Raw genomic sequence first — 19,666 nt, forward strand, 5'->3', positions numbered from 1 at the left:
GTTTGTTCTTGTTTTCACACGCAGTAGATGACAATCCAATATGATTATGGAAAAACAACTCATTAAACCGGAGTTTACTTTTAAAATGTTTGAAATGCTAGGTGGTTTATGGCTCACCGGATGTATAAAAACAGCTGCTGAGCTCAGTATTGCTGATTGGCTGGCCTCTGGTCCGAAAACTATTTCTTTCCTTGCAGAACAAACACAATCGCATGAAGACCAGCTGTACCGGGTAATGAGAGCATTATGTGGTGCCGGAATATTTGAAGAATCAGAAAACAAAACTTTTATTTTGAATGATTTCGGAGCTGCCCTGCAAACCGATGTTCCCGGAACAGCAAAAAATTTTGTTCTGACCATTATGAATGAACATTTTCCGGGTTATGGAGAGCTGACCTATGCTGTTCAGACAGGCAAAATTCCTTTTGAAAGAATTCATGGAAAAGATCTTTGGGGCTTTTATAAAGAATTTCCCGAAACAGGTGAAAACTTTGGAAAGGGAATGACAGGAATGTCCGGCATGGAACTAAAAGGGATTATAGAAAACTACGATTTTAAACCTTATAAAAAAATTGTTGATATAGGAGGCAGTAATGGGGTCATGATCCATACCATTCTGAACAATGCTCCGCAAAGCTCCGGGATTATTTTTGATGAAGCCAATGTCATTGAAAAAACGATCACAATGATTCCTGAAAATCTTAATGAAAGATGTTCTACAGCAATAGGAAGCTTTTTTGATGAAGTACCGCAAGGTGCAGATTTATATACCATGAAATGGATCCTGCATGACTGGAATGATGATAAATGTGTACAAATTCTTAAAAACTGCTATGATGCAATGGCTAAAGGGGCAAAACTATTAATTATAGACGCAGTTATCCCGGACGATTCTTTAAATAAGCCCCATATCGCCAAACTTCTGGACATTGTTATGCTGGCCTGCCTTACGGGAAAAGAAAGAACTTTAAGTGAGTTTAAAATGCTTATTGAAAAAGCAGGATTACACTTTACTCAGATTATTCACATCGGAACAGATGCAAAAAGCATTATTGAATGTGAAAAAATATAAGTTTCAATTTTTATTTTTAGTTGCATGATTAAGTAGGAGGCGCTCAACAATTTTGTTGAGTGCCTTTTTTATCTTGTTTATTGTAAAAAAAGTGGTTGATGTTTGTTTTAAAAAAAACTATCGCTGAAAAAATAAATTTATATTTTTTCAGCGATAGCTTCTACTCGTAATAACTTTTATACTGTTACTTTTTCAATCTGTTGATTTCTTCTTTCAGCAGACCAATGTATTCCTGCATCGTTTTGATGATTTCTATGCTTAATTCATTTGTAATTTGTCCCATATTGTTAGCTGAAAAACCACTATTGCCAACATTTGAGCCCGGACTGTCGTTAAAAACAGGATTTTCAATAACAATTTTAGCTTCCTCTTCTTCGTAAATCTCTTCGATAGGAACTTCTAAAAACTGGGCAAGTTTGTTCCATTCTGTCTGCGTTATAGATACAGTACCGCTTTCTTTTCTGCTATAGTTGGAGACGTCGGTAGGGATCACTTCAGCCATTTGCTGTTGAGTGAAACCTTTCATCTTTCTTACTGTACGGAGTTTTTCTTTTTGCATATCAGACATTTTTACAAATTTGCAAAAAAAAATTAAATTAAAAAGAAAAAAAATCCTTGTCATACATCTATTTTTCAATGTTTTTTAAAAGAAGAATTTTATTTTGGGATAAGGCTTTTCATTGTTTAATTTTTACTTTAAAAGTGAAGATTATTGCTTTTTAAGCTTGATAAATATTGTTTTACATAGAATTCTATTTATTTTCTTATTCGTTTACAAACGACTACAAACGGATTTAAATAGTTTATAACCGACTGTCTTACCGGAACATCGCAATCTTTGCAACAGAGATTTGAGAAAAACAGTGAACGTCTCTTATCTGAATTTATTAATCTTTAAAATCTAAAAGTTATGTCACTAAGAAACAAAGTAACATTAATTGGTTACACAGGAAAAGAAGTTGAAATGGTAAACTTCGATAATGGAAACGTAAAAGCAAGTGTATCTTTAGCTACCAGCGATCACTACACGAATGCGAAAGGAGAAAAAGTAGAAGAGACACAATGGCACAATCTGATTGCTTTTGGGAAAACAGCAGAAATCTTTGAAAAGTATGTATCGAAAGGGAAAGAAATTGCCATAGAAGGCAAAATCACCTACAGATCCTATGATGATAAAGATGGGGTAAAACGGTATATCACAGAAATTCGGGTAGACGAGATTCTTTTATTAGGAGGTAAATAATTCTAAAAACACAAATGATGAAAGTAAAAGTTTTTAAAATCAGACTTCCGGAAGAATTTCTCTACAAAGATCAGAAAATGCTGGATGATTTCCTGGACGCCAATGAGATTATGAAAGTAGAAACAGCTTTTGTAAACGAAGAACGTTATTGGTCTGTTATATTGTATTTTGAAGAATTAAAGCCCACAAAAAGTACAGTAAAAGAACCAAAGGCAGTAAAATACTCTGCAGATACTGATCTTTTGAATACCGATAAAGAAAAAATTCTGGATGCTCTCAAATTCTGGAGATCGGAAAAAGCCAGAGAACAGAACCTGCCCACTTACTTCATCGCGAGCAACAAAGAACTGATATCTGTAGCCAAGTATAAACCTGCTAAGAAGGAAGAATTGCTTGAAATCAAAGGGTTTGGAAAGCATAAGATTGAAAATTATGGTGAAGAGATTCTTGAGATTCTTGAAAGCGTATGATTTTTTGGAATAATTGATAATAGTAAAGGAAAAGCTGGAGGAAACACTTTCTTCAGCTTTTTATACTGTGTAAAATTCCTTTCAATTCCTTACTTTTGCATTTATCAAAATGACATACAACAAATGAAGCCAAGTTTAGCAAAAGGGACGAGAGATTTTACGGCACAGGAAGTTTCCAGAAGAAAATATATCATCAATATTTTACAGAATAATTTTGAATTATTCGGGTTTCAGCCTTTGGAAACGCCTAGTTTTGAAAATCTTTCTACGTTGACAGGAAAATACGGAGAAGAAGGTGACCGCTTGATTTTTAAAATTTTAAATTCAAGCATCAACGAAGCGAAAGAAGAGAAAAAAACTCAGATGCTTCATGACTTTCAAAAAGCATTGGAAAAACCATTCAGTGCAGAGAGCCTTACGGATAAAGCTCTTCGTTATGACCTTACTGTACCTTTTGCAAGATTCGTAGCGATGAATCATGGTAAACTGACGTTTCCGTTCAAACGTTCTCAGATCCAGCCGGTTTGGAGAGCAGACAGACCTCAGAAAGGAAGATTCAGAGAATTTTATCAGTGTGATGCCGATGTAGTAGGAAGTGAGAGTTTATTACAGGAAGTGGAGCTGGTTCAGCTGTATCTGAAGTCTTTTGCTGATCTGCGAGTTCCTGTAACCATTCATATGAATAACAGAAAGATTCTGTCCGGATTGGCAGAATATGCAGGAATCACAGATAAACTGATTGATTTCACTGTTGCTCTTGATAAACTGGATAAAATTGGGAAAGATGGAGTTGTAAAAGAACTTTTGGAAAGAGAAATTTCTCAGGAATCTATTGATAAGTTGGATTTCCTGTTCAGCCAGTCGGACGATGCTCTGGAAAATCTTCTTCAGTTAAAAGAAAAATTTGCAGGGAACGAAATCGGACTAAAAGGAGTAGAAGAGCTGGAATTTGTTCTTACCCAATCTCTGAACCTTGGTGTGGATATTCAAAACCTGGTCTTCAATATTACCCTGGCAAGAGGACTGGACTATTATACGGGTGCTATTTTCGAAGTGAAAGCGGATGAAGTTGCTATGGGATCCATCGGAGGTGGCGGTAGATACGACAATCTTACTGAAGTTTTTGGTGTTAAAAATATTCCAGGAATAGGAATCTCATTCGGATTAGACAGAATTTATCTGGTCATGGAAGAACTCAACCTTTTCCCTGAAGAAGCATCAGCCAAAATAGAATATCTGTTTGCTAACTTTGGAGGTGAAGGAATCACAGATGCATTAAAGCTGATCATGAAGCTAAGAGCTAAAGGGATTTCTGCAGAACTATACCCTGAAAATGCAAAGATCAACAAGCAGTTTACGTATGCGGAAAAGAAAGGCATAAAGAATCTGGTTTTCCTGGGTGAAGAAGAAATTAAAAATAATACGGTTACTTTTAAAGATCTTGAAGCAGGAGTACAGAAAACGGTTTCTTTAGAAGAGTTCTTAGGAGAATAATTTTTTTAATTATATAAAAACAGAACAACTGCAAAATTACTTTTGTGGTTGTTTTTTTTTGATGGATGTTGAGAATTTAAATACTTTTGAATAAAAAAGGAATGACTAATAATTGTGCATTGTGTAATACAGAATTAACATCCATGGACACGCTTCTGGGAGCGAATTCGCTTTCGGATGGTAATGTTTTATGCAACAAATGTTTGAATAAAGTGAGCGATATTAATGAAGAATTGCTTTACAATCTTAATAAATTCAGCATTAAGGATATCAATAAAATGCTGAGTGCAGAAAAAGCTGAAGACGTTCAGGCTGTGATGACTACAGAGCAGAATCTTCCTGCAACGATACTCTATGATTCTCATCAAATCTCAAAAGAAGTTTATAAGCGAAGACATCAGAAAATAAAGAACGAACTGGAAATGCTTCATGCTAATCTGTCCATGTTTACCAAAGGAGAAATCAAAGAGCTTCCTTATCTGATTTCAGAAGATGAACAGATCACAGCGATTACCGATGCTCAGTTTGTCAATACATTGGATGCCGGAGTATTGGTAGCAACACCCAAAAGGATGATTTCTGTATCAAAAGGAATGTTTGGTGCCGCAAAGATTACTATTTACCCTAATGAAAACATACAGTCGGTGAGCTTTGTAACCCATCCGAGATCTCCGATTATTAAACTGCATCTGGAAGAAAGAATAGTGGAGTTTGAATGCTATATGGATAAGGAAGATGCAGAGAAGTTCTATGATACGATAAAAACCATTTATAATAATTCTAAGGATCAATCTCCAAAACAAATGGGTACAGCAGGCAAAAGTATTGCAGTCTCATCAGACGAAATTTTAAATCAGCTTGAAAAACTGGGTAAGCTGAGGGAGAACGGAATTTTAACCGATGCCGAATTTGCAGAGCAAAAAAAGAAACTGCTGGAGCAATTACCATAAAAATTTTATACCCAATCATGAAAGATAAAGTATCTGCAAAAATAGTAGAAAGCTGGCTTAAAGGCTGGTGCTTATCAAGAGAAGTACCTTTTGCCGTTTCCTATAAATCCGGATTTCATGTCCATGTTGGAGATGAAAAACAAAAAGAACGTTTTGTATTTCCTGAGCTTAATGACGATTTTTTTCAGCTTGCCAATTCAATTACCGAGCCCTGGATTTATCTGAAAGCATCTGTTCCCCCCGATCAAATTACAGATCAAATTCCTGAAAGGTGGAAACTACAGCCACAGGGATATATGATGACGTGTTTTCATCCGATGAATTTTCCGGACACAAGTCTTGCAGAAGGATACCATCTGGAATTTTCTGAGTACAATACAACCTTTGTTATCACGATTGTGGCGGAGAATGGTGAGCAGGCTTCTATAGGACGTATCTCTCTTATAGATGATGTTGCTGTGTATGACAGGATTATTACCGAAAAAAATCATCAAAGGAAAGGGCTCGCCCGTTTTTTATTGAAAGAACTGGAGAAGATCGCTTTATCCAAAGGTTTTTACAAGAATATTTTAGTGGCAACGGAAGAAGGAAAGCTGTTGTATGAAACCTTAGGCTGGAAGCTATACTGTTTGCATACTTCCATTGTGATACCATCAGGAGACTAATATTTTTATTGAATTAAATTTTTATTACTTATAAAGAGTAATTTAGACCCAAAAAACTAACGCTATGAGTGAAAAATCAAGACTTGACGAAATAAGAGAAGAGCTTAAAAAACTGGATATCAGCCCTACCATATTTGCCCGGAAAGAAATTCGTGAATTACCGGATATCCTTTCACCGGACGAAAGAATTGTCTATCTCGTAGAAGGCAGAAATAAACTGAACAATCATCATATCATCCTGGTAGCCACCGACAGAAGACTGATTTTTGTGGATAAGGAGTTCATGTACGGATTGAAAGTAGAAGACTTTTCTTACAGCAAAATAAGTTCCATCCAATATGAAAAGGAATTCCTACTCGCCTCTATAGATATTCAGGTTAGTGATGATGTTGTAGAGATTGACGGAGTAGGAAAGTACCATGCTGAGCTGTTTTGTGAAAAAGTAAGAGATTTCATGTCCCGTCCGGAACAACATTTTCAGAGTAAATCCGAACCTAGTATTTTAGATCAGCTGGAACAATTGGGAAGATTAAAGGAATCCGGAGTTCTAAGTGAGGAAGAATTTCTGGAGCAAAAGAAAAAATTGATGGAGAAATTGTAATCATTGTGTTGAATAATGAAATTACTTGATGGGTGGAACTCCCATTTTAAACTAAAACAATGGAAAATTACTTAGAAATCAATAAAAAATCCTGGAATGCCAAAGTAGAACCTCATCTGAAATCGGATTTTTACTTTGTAGATGAGTTCTTAAAAGGCAGAACTTCGTTGAACTCCATAGAGCTGGAGCTTCTTGGAGATATAAAAGGAAAAAGTATTCTGCATTTGCAGTGCCATTTCGGACAGGATTCTATTTCCCTGTCAAGAATGGGAGCAAAAGTGACCGGAATTGACCTTTCTGATAAAGCTATTGATACCGCCAGAGAACTTGCACAGCAATGCGGTACAGACACAGAATTTATCTGTTCAGATGTATATGAGCTGCCTAATGTTCTGGATCATAAGTTTGACATCGTTTATACAAGTTACGGTACCATTGGCTGGCTTCCCGATCTTGAGAAATGGGCGGAAATTATCAATCATTTTCTGAAGCCGGGAGGGCAGTTTATTATGGCAGAGTTTCATCCTGTTGTCTGGATGTTTGATGATGATTTTACAAAAGTTGCTTACCATTATTTCAATGCAAAACCGATTGTGGAAACTTATGAAGGAACGTATGCAGATCCGTCTGCACCTATTGTACAGGAGTATGTCATGTGGAACCACTCCTTAGCAGAAGTGCTGGACAATTTAATGAAAAAAGGTTTGAAACTGGAGACTTTTCAGGAATTTGACTGGTCACCTTATCCGTGCTTCAGGCATGTAGATGAATTTGAAAAAGGAAAATGGAGAATTCCACAGTTCGGAAATAAAATACCGTTGGTGTTCGCTTTGATTGCAGAGAAAATATAAGATTATTTTAATCCTAATAAAAAGTCATCGCAATTACTATTACGATGACTTTTTCCTATATATGAATGTTAAAAAAAACTGCTCTGTGTTGGTTAGCTCAGGGAGTCCTCAGCCTTTGTTTTTGCTTCGTCCACTTTATTCTGAACCTGGGAAGCAACATCATTGGCTTTGCTCTTAAGGTCATTTCCCCATTTGTTAAGATTATCTTTAGCTGTATTGATCTTATCTTTTACCGCTTGTTGATCTTCAGGGCTTGAATTCTTATATTTCCAGTAAGCTAATGCACCTAATCCTAGTAAAGCTAATAAGCCTTTTGTCTTGTTTCCCATGATTTCTATTTTTTTAAGTATTAATATTAAAATTTGTTGTTATGAATAATGTAAAATACGTGCCAAAAAAATAAATGGACTTATAAATAAATGTTAAATTTAGGAAAAGACTTCAAGTTTTTCACCATCAAAACTGGCAAAAACCATAGTAGGATATGAATCCTGATGATGTACATTTCCATCTTTATCAATAGCGATAGCACCTGCAAACCCATCAATGGTTTTAAGCTCCTCAAATGTTTTATTGAAAGCCTGCTGAAGGCTCATTCCATCCGTAACTCTTGTTACAATTTTTGCAGCAGTAGCATTGCTTACAATGTCTTCACCAACCCCTGTACAACTTACCGCACAGAAAGCATTGGCATAATTTCCGGCCACTGTGGCAGAATCTGAAATTCTTCCGGGAATCTCGAAACCTTTACCTCCGGTAGACGTAGCAACAGCCAGTTTCCCTTCATGATCAATTGCAACACAGCCTACAGTTCCTTTACCTCCGTTGGCTAGCTTAGCTTCATATTCTTTTCTTCTTTGAGGAATTTCTGTAGAAAAATTTTCAAAACCATTTTCCGTAGCATAGATTTTGGCACCATTTCCCCCTAAAACTCTGTCATCTTCATTGATCAAATCTTTGGCGACAAAAATGGGATTCTGCACATTTTCAATATTAATTACGCCGCTTAGCTTCTGGGTATTTCCATTCATAATGGCAGCACTCATACGGATAACACCATCACTCTGGATTTGAGAACCTATTCCGGCATTGTATAACGGATCATCTTCCAGCAAGGAAACAGCATAAGCAACAGTATCAAAAGCCGAATGGGTCTTAAGATAATCGAATGCCTTTTGAGCAATTTGTTTTAACGACTCCTGTTTTGCTGTTTTTACTTCATGGCTTTGGTCGCTTTCAGAGAAAAAACCGCCGTGGATGATTACTTTCATAAAATTATAGATGATGGTTGATAAATGATTTCTTTTACGAAGTTAATTAATAAAAGATAAAAGATAAAAGATAAAAGATAAAAGATAAAAGATAAAAGATAAAAGATAAAAGATGTTGTTTTTAAGCAACTATTATGCCTCTGGATATCAACATCAATAGAGGTGGGCTATAATTCTGAGCGGAGACGAAGAAAGCCCGCCTTATAATAAACGTTTTAAATCCATCGGCTTTAGCCCAACTTAAAATGAATGTTAAATAAAAAACGGAACCGAGGTCCCGTTTGTATAGCTGTATTTGTTGTTCTATTTATCCTGTGGAATAGGGTTAAACTGCGAATTCTCAATCGTCAGCGTTTTTGTCGTAAGATCATAATGATCATTCATAGACATCACGTGTACTGTTAAATTATCAATAGAAATCGGCTCTCCAAGGTTGATATTGGTAAGGTTGGTATCTTTGATAAACCTTCCGTCTACCAGAATAACAAGACCTGAACCTACAGCAGTCATTACATCATTATGAATGAAAAGTCCTGTATCTTCACCCAATCCGATCCCCAGTGTTCTCGGATTGTTCACTACCGCCTGGAAAAGACGCCCGATTCTTCCCCGCTGTACAAAGTGAGTATCAATAATAACATTATCAATTAACCCTAAGCCCTGTGTGGTTTTGATTTCTCCTTTCAATAAAGCTTCAGAACTGCTTCCCTGATAGATCATATTTTCAGAAGCTGCTGCAGCACCCGCAGAAGTTCCGGAGTAAATAAAATCCTGTTCCTGGTATTTTAATAAAACCGTATCATGAAATCTTGTTCCTCCAAGAATAGAGGTCAGTCTCAGCTGATCTCCTCCGGTAAACATCATCACATCGGCAGCGTTGGCCCTTGCGACCATTGCATCAGAATTGGCTTCCTCACGGTTGTGGATGTCCAGAACATTTACATTTTTAGCTCCAAGAAATTCGAATGCTTTTTTGTACTCGGAACCTACGATCTGAGGGATTTGAGAGGCAGTGGTAACAATTTCAATGACAGAATTTTCCTTTAGTTTTGATTCGTTGATGATCTTTCGCAGGATCCCACGCTCAAAAAAATTAAGATTCTTTTCTATATTCTGATCATAATCGGTTTCAGCAAAACTTCCTTTGTTTACAGCGCCTCCGATAACTATTAATTTTCCAACAGGTTTCATCATTGTGCAAAATTAAAAAATAATTCACATTCTTTGGCCAATTTCATGCCATCTTTAGTTGATTTTTAATGTTTTAGGAATGTTAATTAAAATTAATTTTTTTTTAATGAATCTTTAAATGTGGTATAGTTTCGTTTAGGGTTTTACATTATCTTTGGCTATGAAAGGAGTTATTGTTAACTGTTAAAATGCCAATAGACTATGAAAATCGAAAAGATTCAGGCACTAAGAGGTCCTAACATCTGGAGCATCAGAAGAAAGAAGCTGATACAGATGAGGTTGGATTTAGAAGAAATGGAGAATTATCCTACCAATAAAATTGAAGGATTCCGGGAAAGGATTGAAAAATTAATCCCATCATTGATGACGCACCGATGTTCGGAAGGAGTGGAGGGAGGTTTTTTCCATAGAGTGGAAACAGGAACCTGGATGGGACATGTCATTGAGCATATCGCTTTGGAAATACAAACCCTGGCAGGAATGGATGTAGGGTTTGGAAGAACCCGTGAAACAAAAACTCCCGGAGTGTATAACGTGGTATTCAATTATATCGAAGAAAATGCAGGGATCTTTGCGGCAGAAGAATCTGTAAAAATTGCAGAAGCACTGATTGAAGGCAAAGACTATGATTTGAATGCTTGTATCCATAGATTAAAAGAAATCAGAGAGCGCGTCCGTTTAGGACCTTCCACAGGAAGTATTGTAGAAGAAGCGGCATCCAGAAGAATTCCTTGGATCAGACTGGGGACAAACTCATTGGTACAGCTTGGTTATGGCGTGAACCAGCAAAGATTTCAGGCTACCATTACCGGGAACACAAGTTCTATTGCTGTTGATATCGCATGTAATAAAGAATTAACAAAGAGAATGCTTCATGATGCAGCTATTCCCGTACCGATTGGAGATTTGGTAACAGATGAAGAAGATTTAAATGCAGTCATCAGAAAAATTGGGTATCCCATTGTTTTAAAACCTTTGGATGGAAACCATGGAAAAGGTTCTTCCATTAATGTCAACGATTGGGATGCTGCTAAGATAGGTCTTGAACATGCTCAGAAATATTCAAGAAAAGTAATTGTTGAGAAATATATCACAGGCTACGACTTCCGTATACTGGTGATCAATAATAAAATGGTGGCTGCAGCCAGAAGAGTTCCAGCCCATGTTGTGGGAGACGGAGAACTGAATCTTCAGCAGCTTATTGAAAAAGAAAATAAAGACCTGAGAAGAGGCTATGGCCATGAAAATGTCCTTACTGAAATTGAAGTGGATAAAGACACTTTAGAATTACTGGATAAACTTCAGTACACGCTGGAGACTATTCCTCAAAGGGGAGAAGTGGTGTACCTGAAATCAACAGCCAATCTTTCAACCGGAGGAACTTCCATCGATGTAACAGATATGGTACACCCGGAAAATATCACAATGGCTGAAAGAATTTCTAAAATTATCGGGTTGGATGTCTGCGGGATTGACGTGATGGCAGAAAACCTTACCCAGCCTTTAAAGGAAAGTGGCGGCGCCATTATTGAAGTCAATGCAGCACCAGGGTTCAGAATGCATCTTGCACCAAGTGAAGGACTGCCGAGAAACGTGGCTGCTCCGGTGGTTGATATGCTCTATCCTCAGGGGAAACCTTTTACCATTCCCATCATTGCAGTAACAGGAACCAATGGAAAAACAACCACAACAAGACTTATTTCCCATATTGTAAAAAGTAATGGCTACAGAGTAGGATTTACGACTTCGGATGGAATTTATATTCAAAATACCATGCTGTCAAAAGGAGATACTACAGGGCCGCTTTCTGCGGAATTTATCTTAAAAGATCCTACCGTAGAATTTGCAGTGCTGGAAACCGCAAGAGGGGGTATTTTACGTTCGGGGCTTGGTTTTTCACAATGCGATATCGGAGTTTTGACTAATATCGAGGAAGATCACCTGGGAATGAACGATATTCACAGTTTAAAAGATCTTACCAAAGTAAAACGTGTGGTACTGGATAGTGTGAAAAAAAGCGGCTGGAGTGTGTTGAATGCCGATAATGAATACTCCATGAAGATTGTGAATGATCTCGATTCCAATGTGGCTATTTTCAGTATGGATGAAAACAATTCTCATATTGTAAAATTTGCTAAAGAAGGAAAGATCACCTGCGTGTATGAAGAAGGTTTTGTAACCATCAAAAAAGGAGACTGGAAAATCAGAATAGGAAAAGCCAAAGACTTCCCGATTACGATGGAAGGAAAGGCCAGGTTCATGATTGAAAACGTATTGGCAGCCAGTTTGGCGAGTTATCTTTACGGATTCGGAATTGAGGATATTTCCAATTCTTTGAGAACGTTTATTCCAAGTGCCCAGCTTACTCCAGGAAGACTGAATGTCTTTAAGTTTAAAAACTTTAAGGTACTGATCGACTTTGCCCACAATCCTTCAGGATACGAAGCCATAGAAGATTATCTTAGAAATGTAGAATCTACCAAAAAGATCGGGATTATTTCCGGTGTTGGAGACCGTAGAGACAACGATATCAGAGAATGCGGAAAAATTGCCGGAAGAATGTTTGATTATATTATCATCCGAAACGAAAAACACCTTCGCGGAAGAACCGAAGAGGAAATCAACGGATTGATTATCGACGGTATTAATTCTGCAGGAAGAGATGTCAGTTATGAGATCATTCCTAAAGAAATTGAAGCTTTAAAGCATGCGATAGGAATGGCAGAAGAAGGAACATTTATCACGGCTCTAAGTGATGTTATTTCCAATGCTATTGATCTGGTTCAGGAATATCAGGCCAAGGAATTGCTGGAAGACGATAAGAATTTATGATAAAAGAATCGGCTGAACCAAAGGTTCAGCCGATTCTTTTTGTTGCAGATTGAAAGGATCAATTATTTTTTTTCAGAGTTAGCATAAATTTCTATTATAGTTAGATTTTCATATCCTATTAACATATCTTCATTGGTTTTATATTTTACAGGATCTCTTTTAATTCTTTTTTTGACACCTGAAGTACTTTGGAATAACTTGTTGGTGGCACTGTCATGTTCTTTAATGAAAAGTGTGATTTTTGCCGACTTTGCATTTTTATCAGAATTTCTTACATCATCAATAAACCTTAGGGTGATAAAGTTATTAGCTTCAGGTGAGCCTCCTCCAAAAGTAACCAGTTGAATATCCAATTTTAAATCTTTTAATAGGTCCTTGACTTTTTTTCCTGTATAATTATTTTTTTTATCCTCAAATCTTCCGATGGTTTGCTTTGAGGATACTTTTTCCTGTGCATTCATTTTATAAAAAAAGCTTAGAGCTATCAGTAAGGTGAAAGTAAGTATATTTTTCATGACTTAAGGGCAGGTTGTTTGAGTGTTTGTAATAGTTCCGTCTGGATTTTTTTTGTAATCAATGTTTATTTTTTTAAAATTCCCCTGATGATCTCTTTTTAATAAAGCCATTCCTGCATCATATTTATCCAGAATATGGGATAGTGACATTTCCCAACTTCCATCAAAATCATTCCATTCATCAAATAATGGTGGTGGGAAATTGGGGGCATATCCCGGGATTTGTGTGTAAGGATGGTTTTGTAAGAATTGGTTCATAGCAGCAGGGTCGGTTACTACCAGAGCATAAACTGTACCATCGGGATTCATTACATAATAGGTACTATAAGTATTATTCCCGTTATAAGCGTTAATGAGAGAATATACATCTCCTACAGAGGGTGGAGAATCGTTGGCAGGGTGAATATGTATGCTCCCTACCGGATTTTCAAAATTGTGATTTAAAGTCATGTTATTCGGACCTCCATGTTGTATGTCAGTAGAAACAATAGCTCCATTTTGGCTTCCGAGTACATATCCATGCTCTTTTCCGTCATTCATTCCTCCAATTGTATTGAATGCATTATTAAATGCGTCAGTTTGAGATAGCTGTGTTGCGTGAGCCGATGGTTTGGCAGCTTTTAAACAAGGATCTTTATCCTGCCCATCCTCATCGGGTTGATTACCACCAGTGGTACCTCCTCCATTATTATTGCCACCAGAATTAGGTTGATTTAAGTAAGAAAATACTGAAGTAGGACATACTGGAATACAATCACCACAACCGGTACACTTTTCTACATTTATAGATATGGTTACCCCTTTAAGAGATACATATCCTCCTACATCCAAATACATTTCAGTATCATCTATAGCCTGTTCCGGACACTCCGGAACGCACATAGTACATTCTATACAATGTTCCCCCTGTACGAGGATTTTTTCACCAATAATAAAAGCCATCTTAAAATATTATTTCTTTTTTTGTAAAGTTTTCGCTAAGCTCATTGTAATGTATATATTGAAACTTAAGTTTTGTAAAGGTATTGGGCAAGCTTATTTGAATTGGTTCCTTGAAAAGAACACATGAAAACTCATCATTCAACTTCATTATTTTTAAATTCTTATTGGTTTTATTAGTTTCACTGATAGACTCATTTAAGGTAATATATCCCAGACTTACAAATTCCATAAGGATAATCTTTCTCCTGTCAAAATTTACTGATTTTGATTTTCTACCTTTGATATCAGAGCCCTCATTAATTATATAAATTGGTTTAAATCTTTTCTTTAATTCATCATCATTGTTGAATCTATTAATCTCATCATTAAAATTATCTTGTACACAGGATAGTAAAGTAGTGCTTAACCCAGCATATAAAATTCCATGAAAAGATTTTTGAATAAATGTTTTTCTGTTCATTCTAATAGTTAAATTTTAGCTTTTGTAAAAAAAACTTTAGAACTTCTTATCCTGTTGAATCATCTTGTTAAAATCTACATTAACCCATCCCAATTTTGATTTTTAATTAAGAATTTCCAAATAGGATAGGAGGCTCACATCATTTTTTTCTGCAGCAAAGATACAATAAACATAAAATAAATCACTGCTAATAGAGCCTTTAAACCCTTTATGAAAGGGGATATATGATGATTAATGCTAAATAGATGAACGCATCATGAAAGAGAATTAGAATATATGAAAAAATACAAACCTCCGAAATTTTGGAGGTTTGTTTCTATAAGCTTCTCCAGGTTTTCTTTATATGCTACATTTTTAAGATAAAATACAAGGGAATGAGTTCTCATTGGACTGTAAAGCTGATTGTTTGAGTGACAAACAAGATAATGACCATCATCATAAGACCAATAGCAATTCCTATGACCGCATCAGCTACTCAAGCATCCTGCCTGTCAATTTAAATAGGGTGTTTTTCCCTCATTATTTTGGGAGTTACAGATTTAATTTTGCTCAACCATAAATAAAATGAAATCCATGAGAACAATCAATTACATCGTTATACATTGTACAGCAACACAGCCAGATGTTACAATAGAGAGCATTAAAAGGTATTGGAAGGAAAACCTGAAATGGAAAAATACAGGGTATCACTATATGATAAAAGCTGATGGAAAAATAGTAAACACTTTGCCAATTGATCAGGTATCCAATGGCGTTGCAGGATGGAATTCCCAAATTATCAATATATCATACATTGGAGGCATTGATAAAAACAACCATCCAAAAGATACAAGAACGGAAGACCAAAAAAGATCTATGGTAAAGCTGTTAAGAGAATTAAAATCAACATTTCCTAAAGCTACAATTCAGGGGCATAGAGATTTTCCAAATGTCTATAAAGCTTGCCCTAGCTTTGATGCGAAGAAAGAATATGCTGGGTTATGATAAGGGGAAGGACTGTAAGACGGTTTTTAAATAGCTTTAAAGAAAATATAACATATAAATAATTGAAAATCAAATTTTAATGTTTCCGTAGAGTATGCCAATAGTCTATCCGTATATTTACAATGTTTGTGAAAACACAGCATACATGTCAATTTTATCCTCCTTTTTAGGGGGATTTTTATTATTGGAGAGGACTTAAGGAGTAAAAAATAAAACCTCCGGAATTCCGGAGGTTTGTTTCTATAAATTTTCCCAGGTTGTTTTGATGCTCTGCATTTTTTTAAGATAAAAATACAAAGGAATAAGTTCTAACCTGAGGGTAAAGCTGATTGATGGGTACATAAACGGAATAATGGCCATCATAATAAGGCAGACAGTAATCCCGATAATGGCATCTGCTATGGCAGCCTGTGGTGCCCATTTTTGTTCAAACCAAAGTCCGTAGGCTACAATCCCTTTAAATAAAAACAAGACACAGATCAAAAGTCCGGTCATTGAATACGGATGATTGGCATTCATTCCGTATAATGATAAAGAGACATGAGTCATCAGAGAGCCTGCCAGTAAAAAGATAGCAGCCAGTGCTCCTCCGATTAAAAAGATCCATAGGAAAATTTTAATCCAGACAGGTAACAGATCTCTTCTCCGTGTTAAAGTGTGGTTTTCAAATTCTGCAAAAGCGGTTGGCTTTTCTTCCATGTTGTATTAGTTTTATAAGTTTTTTATCCGAAAAAAGCATTCGAACTACCAATCCAGATGGCGTCTTTTTTATTGAAGTCTACATTCACCATGGCGGCTTTAGTCATTCTTCCCAGATTTTCCAATAGGATAGGGCGTTCGTCATTTTCCCGCCAAATATACAACAAACGGATCTCTGCTTTTGAAAAATCTCCGTTGATATCTTCAAAAATGGGTTCATAATAGACTTTTCTCTGCAAAATATAGTTTTCCTTATCCTGAATAGAGTCTGTAACTTCTTTTGTCGGATTCAGATTAACTCCGCTTCCTGCAAATGAAAATAATGGTTTCAATACAAAATCTTCAAGGTTTTCATTTTCCGGAAATTCATGCAGAAAATAACTTTTCGGAACAAACTGATGTTGTAATAAAGGCAAAAGGAATTTTGATATTTTAAAGAACCAGTTTGGGTGGGTAATCCATTTTACATCCACTTCCTCGCGGAAATCGAATTCTGTATGCAGATCCGGAATATTGTCCAGTTCATCAAATATAACCCGGTTGTAGATTCTTTTAATTTCGGTAAGCTTACCATTATTTTCATAATACAGTTTTCGGCCCTGTTTTTTTACTTTTGTCAGGCATACTGTTTTGATGCCTAGCAATTTCTCGGTCAAAGCAAAATCAATCGCCGTTTTTTGTTTTTCCGGAAAGATTTCAAGCAGAATTACATTTTCAGGATGTTCATCACCTACAATCAGTTCCTTCAAATAGTTTTTAAAGGTTTCATGGGGCATAGGATTTCTGATCTCCGAAAGAAAAGGGTAGACTTCACAATACGTTTCCTCATATACTTTCTGGAAAGCATACAAAGAAGGAAATGCCTGAAGTTCTATCAGCTGAGGTTCTATTGCTCCGTCTTCGCTTTTGCAGACTCCAAAATCTATGGTGAAAAAATGAGGTTGATGGGTATCATTGGGAACCCTGCAGTTTTCAGGAATGGCTTTTTGAAGGAGTTCTGCCGGCATTGCTTTAATCTGGCTGATGATACTTTCACTGGCGTCTATCAGTTTTTTCTCAAACTCTTTAGTCAAAAAAATAGGACTTTCTGAAACTCTGAAACCAGGTGCTGTTCCTCCTTTTTCAGTCAGTATATTTTTGAGTTGATGGTATTTTTCATATGAAAACTCCTGATTGAACTGTTTTCTGTATTCTGGGATCATATTTTTTTTCTTTTGTGGTGTTAAAAAATCGGACGTTTCTGCCCGATTTGATTTTACCACAAAAGGCACAAGAGTTTTAGAATATAAAAGTTTATAATACACTTTTATAAAATACCTATTTAATTGGGAAATCTTTGATTTTCAAGAAAGCTTATGTGCTCTTCTCAACAGCTTTTATGATTGTAATACCCCAATCCCTTTTGTGACTTTTGTGGTTTGTATTGATTAAGCCAAAGTCTCAGCTTCTTTCAAAATGTTTTTTTTTGCAAACTGAAGGAATCTCGGAAGGATCTGATGTCTGGTCAGAACGATTTTATCTTCATCGTCTATTCTGTCTATCGTTTCAAGATATTTTTCCATCCCGAAATTTTCAATCATGGCTTCCTTGTTTTTTTCATCCTTCAGGTTTTCGATCAGAGATTCAGGATTGGCTTCAGGGTGAAACTGTGTTCCGAATATCTCCTCCGAAAAACGAACGGCCATTACCGCTCTTTCCAGGTTGATATGAGGACGGAATTTTTCAATCGCCATGATGGTCATTCCCAATTCTTGAAAACGGTCGTGATCCGGTTCGATAAACTGATAAGCTCTGGAATCTACCGCATAAAAAGGATCCTGAAGATTTTTGAATAAAAATTCCTCCTGCCCTTCCTCTGTTTTATGAACAGGCATTACTCCGAAGGAATAAGATTTTCTTTTGCAGATATTCCCCAGGTTCCAGTGGATACTTGCCAGCTGAAATGAATGGCAGATCAGGAAAAGGTACTTTTTATCTTCATGGTATTGATTATGCTCAAAAACAGCATCTAAGAAATCAGCAAATTTGTCTTCCCAGGCCAGACCTTCCCGGTGTGGATTGCCAGGCCCGCCTGAAGAAATGAAAATATCAAAGTCACCTATTTCAGGCATTTCATCTTTATACCTTACATCAAACGTTTTGATCACCACATGTTCTTCAGAGTTCTGCTGAAAAGTTTCGGAAATTTCTTTAATGTTTCTAAAACCTTGATTCACATGATTGTTGTTCATGTCCAGCAGAGCAATTCGAATATCTTTCATTACATCATATTTTTTGTAAAGTTACCAAAAAAATTATGAAGCAGGTTCACCATGGGTGATGCCATACTCCGTTTCAGAGATCATATAATCAACCACTTTCGTCAGATCACCTGTTTCCTTGAAGATCTGAAGCTGCCGGTCTGCACCGGTTCCGTTTTCAAGGATTTTCCAGGCATATTCCACTTCCTGGCGGCATCCCAGATCATCTACCACATCATCAATAAACTCTAAAAGTTCTTTCAACAAATGAGGATAAGGTACGGATTCTTCTTTTCCAAAATCGATGAGATGGGCTTCAATACCACTTTTCGAGGCACGCCATTTATTTTCGTTCAGCAGTAATCTTCTATAGCTTCTGAAGCTGAGATTTTGCTGGTGCAGTTTATATATTTTGGCAACAAGACTCTGCATTATGGCCGCAAGACAAACGGTTTCGTCAATTCTTAACGGCATGTCACAGATTCTGAATTCGATAGTTGGATAAAACGGATGTACCCGTAAATCCCACCAGATTTTCTTGGCATTGTCGATGGTTCCTGTTTTTACCAGAAGATCCACATAACTGTCGAATTCTGCCAGAGAGTTGAAGTAACTCGGAATACCGGTTCTTGGGAATTTGACGAAGATTTCCTGTCTGTACGATTTAAAACCTGTATATCTTCCGATCCAGAAAGGGGAGTTGGTAGAAAGGGCATAGACGTGAGGAAGGAAATATCTCATCACATTCTGAATTCTTACACCTTCTTCACGATTAGGAATTCCAATATGAACATGCAGTCCGAAAATAAGATTTTCACGGGCCACATCTCCCATATCATCTACGATTTTAATATATCTTTCTCCCTGGGTAATATTGTTTTCAGACCAGTGAGAAAAAGGATGGGTTCCTCCTCCGGAAACACGCAGTCCCTGCTCATGGGCGATATTGATAAGATGGCGCCTTAAATTCGTTAATTCAGCTCTGGCTTCCTGAATATTCTGGCAGATTCCCGTTTCCATTTCAATCATGGATTCGTGCATTTCATGTTTTAAATTTTCGCTTAAAACCGCTTTGCCGCCTTCAATGATTTTTGAAACGTGAGAAACCAGATCCCTGCTTTCAACATCGATGATCTGATATTCTTCTTCAATTCCAATAGTAAACTGATGATGCATTTATTTTGTG

21 protein-coding genes are annotated in these 19,666 nt (G+C 36.6%); 10 read left to right on the top strand and 11 right to left on the bottom strand.

Features of this window, described 5'->3' with window-relative positions; translation table 11 throughout:
- Positions 1-46 precede the first annotated feature (46 nt).
- On the top strand, positions 47-1,072 hold the full coding sequence (locus AC5YGI_RS10480) for a methyltransferase (protein ID WP_496168252.1): 1,026 nt from the start codon (positions 47-49) through the stop codon (positions 1,070-1,072).
- 184 nt (positions 1,073-1,256) lie between these two features.
- Here AC5YGI_RS10480 and AC5YGI_RS10485 read toward each other — a convergent pair whose 3' ends face one another.
- On the bottom strand, positions 1,257-1,631 hold the full coding sequence (locus tag AC5YGI_RS10485) for a helix-turn-helix domain-containing protein (RefSeq protein ID WP_454510413.1): 375 nt from the start codon (positions 1,629-1,631) through the stop codon (positions 1,257-1,259).
- Positions 1,632-1,982: 351 nt separating this feature from the next.
- On the opposite strand from AC5YGI_RS10485, the gene AC5YGI_RS10490 reads away from it, so the two are divergent.
- The 7 genes from AC5YGI_RS10490 (at position 1,983) to AC5YGI_RS10520 (ending at position 7,346) form a co-directional block, all read left to right on the top strand.
- Positions 1,983-2,315 (top strand): single-stranded DNA-binding protein, encoded by a 333-nt coding sequence (locus tag AC5YGI_RS10490; protein ID WP_047429680.1) that lies wholly within the window; start codon positions 1,983-1,985, stop codon positions 2,313-2,315.
- A gap of 14 nt (positions 2,316-2,329) precedes the next feature.
- Positions 2,330-2,785 carry an HRDC domain-containing protein gene (locus AC5YGI_RS10495; protein ID WP_496168254.1) on the top strand — a complete coding sequence of 152 codons (456 nt, stop codon included), beginning with the start codon at positions 2,330-2,332 and terminating at the stop codon, positions 2,783-2,785.
- A gap of 123 nt (positions 2,786-2,908) precedes the next feature.
- Entirely contained in the window at positions 2,909-4,279 is a 1,371-nt protein-coding gene (gene hisS, locus AC5YGI_RS10500; RefSeq protein ID WP_330746599.1) for a histidine--tRNA ligase, read from the top strand.
- Positions 4,280-4,422: 143 nt separating this feature from the next.
- Positions 4,423-5,229, top strand: coding sequence for a PH domain-containing protein (locus AC5YGI_RS10505; protein ID WP_496168256.1), 807 nt, complete (start codon positions 4,423-4,425; stop codon positions 5,227-5,229).
- Positions 5,230-5,246: 17 nt separating this feature from the next.
- A complete protein-coding gene (locus tag AC5YGI_RS10510; protein ID WP_496168258.1) occupies positions 5,247-5,894 on the top strand; it encodes a GNAT family N-acetyltransferase in 648 nt (215 codons plus the stop codon).
- 64 nt (positions 5,895-5,958) lie between these two features.
- The gene (locus AC5YGI_RS10515) at positions 5,959-6,495 is read left to right on the top strand and encodes a PH domain-containing protein (protein ID WP_454510418.1); all 537 of its coding nucleotides are present in this window, start codon (positions 5,959-5,961) and stop codon (positions 6,493-6,495) included.
- A gap of 59 nt (positions 6,496-6,554) precedes the next feature.
- On the top strand, positions 6,555-7,346 hold the full coding sequence (locus AC5YGI_RS10520) for a class I SAM-dependent methyltransferase (RefSeq protein WP_496168260.1): 792 nt from the start codon (positions 6,555-6,557) through the stop codon (positions 7,344-7,346).
- A gap of 92 nt (positions 7,347-7,438) precedes the next feature.
- Here the strand turns inward: AC5YGI_RS10520 and AC5YGI_RS10525 are convergent, their stop codons facing one another.
- The 3 genes from AC5YGI_RS10525 to AC5YGI_RS10535 form a co-directional block, all read right to left on the bottom strand.
- Complete coding sequence (locus AC5YGI_RS10525) at positions 7,439-7,675, bottom strand: YtxH domain-containing protein (RefSeq protein ID WP_110010931.1); 237 nt, start codon at positions 7,673-7,675, stop codon at positions 7,439-7,441.
- Positions 7,676-7,774: 99 nt separating this feature from the next.
- On the bottom strand, positions 7,775-8,617 hold the full coding sequence (locus AC5YGI_RS10530) for an isoaspartyl peptidase/L-asparaginase (RefSeq protein WP_496168262.1): 843 nt from the start codon (positions 8,615-8,617) through the stop codon (positions 7,775-7,777).
- Between the two features lie 303 nt (positions 8,618-8,920).
- Entirely contained in the window at positions 8,921-9,808 is an 888-nt protein-coding gene (locus AC5YGI_RS10535) for a cyanophycinase (RefSeq protein ID WP_002979057.1), read from the bottom strand.
- 201 nt (positions 9,809-10,009) lie between these two features.
- Between AC5YGI_RS10535 and cphA the strand changes: the two genes are divergently transcribed.
- The gene (cphA, locus tag AC5YGI_RS10540; protein ID WP_496168263.1) at positions 10,010-12,640 is read left to right on the top strand and encodes a cyanophycin synthetase; all 2,631 of its coding nucleotides are present in this window, start codon (positions 10,010-10,012) and stop codon (positions 12,638-12,640) included.
- A 62-nt stretch (positions 12,641-12,702) separates the two neighbouring features.
- On the opposite strand, the gene AC5YGI_RS10545 is transcribed toward cphA, so the two are convergent.
- The 3 genes from AC5YGI_RS10545 to AC5YGI_RS10555 are packed head-to-tail and all read right to left on the bottom strand — an operon-like array spanning position 12,703 to position 14,557.
- Positions 12,703-13,155 carry a hypothetical protein gene (locus tag AC5YGI_RS10545; protein WP_496168265.1) on the bottom strand — a complete coding sequence of 151 codons (453 nt, stop codon included), beginning with the start codon at positions 13,153-13,155 and terminating at the stop codon, positions 12,703-12,705.
- Between the two features lie 3 nt (positions 13,156-13,158).
- Complete coding sequence (locus tag AC5YGI_RS10550) at positions 13,159-14,097, bottom strand: 4Fe-4S dicluster domain-containing protein (protein ID WP_330746591.1); 939 nt, start codon at positions 14,095-14,097, stop codon at positions 13,159-13,161.
- Between the two features lies 1 nt (position 14,098).
- Positions 14,099-14,557, bottom strand: a complete 459-nt coding sequence (locus AC5YGI_RS10555; protein ID WP_330746590.1) for a hypothetical protein — start codon at positions 14,555-14,557, stop codon at positions 14,099-14,101.
- Positions 14,558-15,130: 573 nt separating this feature from the next.
- Between AC5YGI_RS10555 and AC5YGI_RS10560 the strand changes: the two genes are divergently transcribed.
- Positions 15,131-15,541, top strand: coding sequence for an N-acetylmuramoyl-L-alanine amidase (locus AC5YGI_RS10560; RefSeq protein WP_330746589.1), 411 nt, complete (start codon positions 15,131-15,133; stop codon positions 15,539-15,541).
- 240 nt (positions 15,542-15,781) lie between these two features.
- On the opposite strand, the gene AC5YGI_RS10565 is transcribed toward AC5YGI_RS10560, so the two are convergent.
- From AC5YGI_RS10565 to AC5YGI_RS10580, 4 genes are all read right to left on the bottom strand, one after another.
- A complete protein-coding gene (locus AC5YGI_RS10565; protein ID WP_330746588.1) occupies positions 15,782-16,240 on the bottom strand; it encodes a hypothetical protein in 459 nt (152 codons plus the stop codon).
- A 23-nt stretch (positions 16,241-16,263) separates the two neighbouring features.
- Positions 16,264-17,442, bottom strand: a complete 1,179-nt coding sequence (locus AC5YGI_RS10570; RefSeq protein WP_446105699.1) for a hypothetical protein — start codon at positions 17,440-17,442, stop codon at positions 16,264-16,266.
- 225 nt (positions 17,443-17,667) lie between these two features.
- Positions 17,668-18,501 carry a type 1 glutamine amidotransferase gene (locus tag AC5YGI_RS10575; RefSeq protein ID WP_496168266.1) on the bottom strand — a complete coding sequence of 278 codons (834 nt, stop codon included), beginning with the start codon at positions 18,499-18,501 and terminating at the stop codon, positions 17,668-17,670.
- A gap of 33 nt (positions 18,502-18,534) precedes the next feature.
- On the bottom strand, positions 18,535-19,656 hold the full coding sequence (locus AC5YGI_RS10580) for a carboxylate-amine ligase (protein WP_202840733.1): 1,122 nt from the start codon (positions 19,654-19,656) through the stop codon (positions 18,535-18,537).
- Between the last annotated feature and the right edge of the window lie 10 nt (positions 19,657-19,666).

The organism is Chryseobacterium sp. CS3K3.1 (assembly GCF_059515165.1).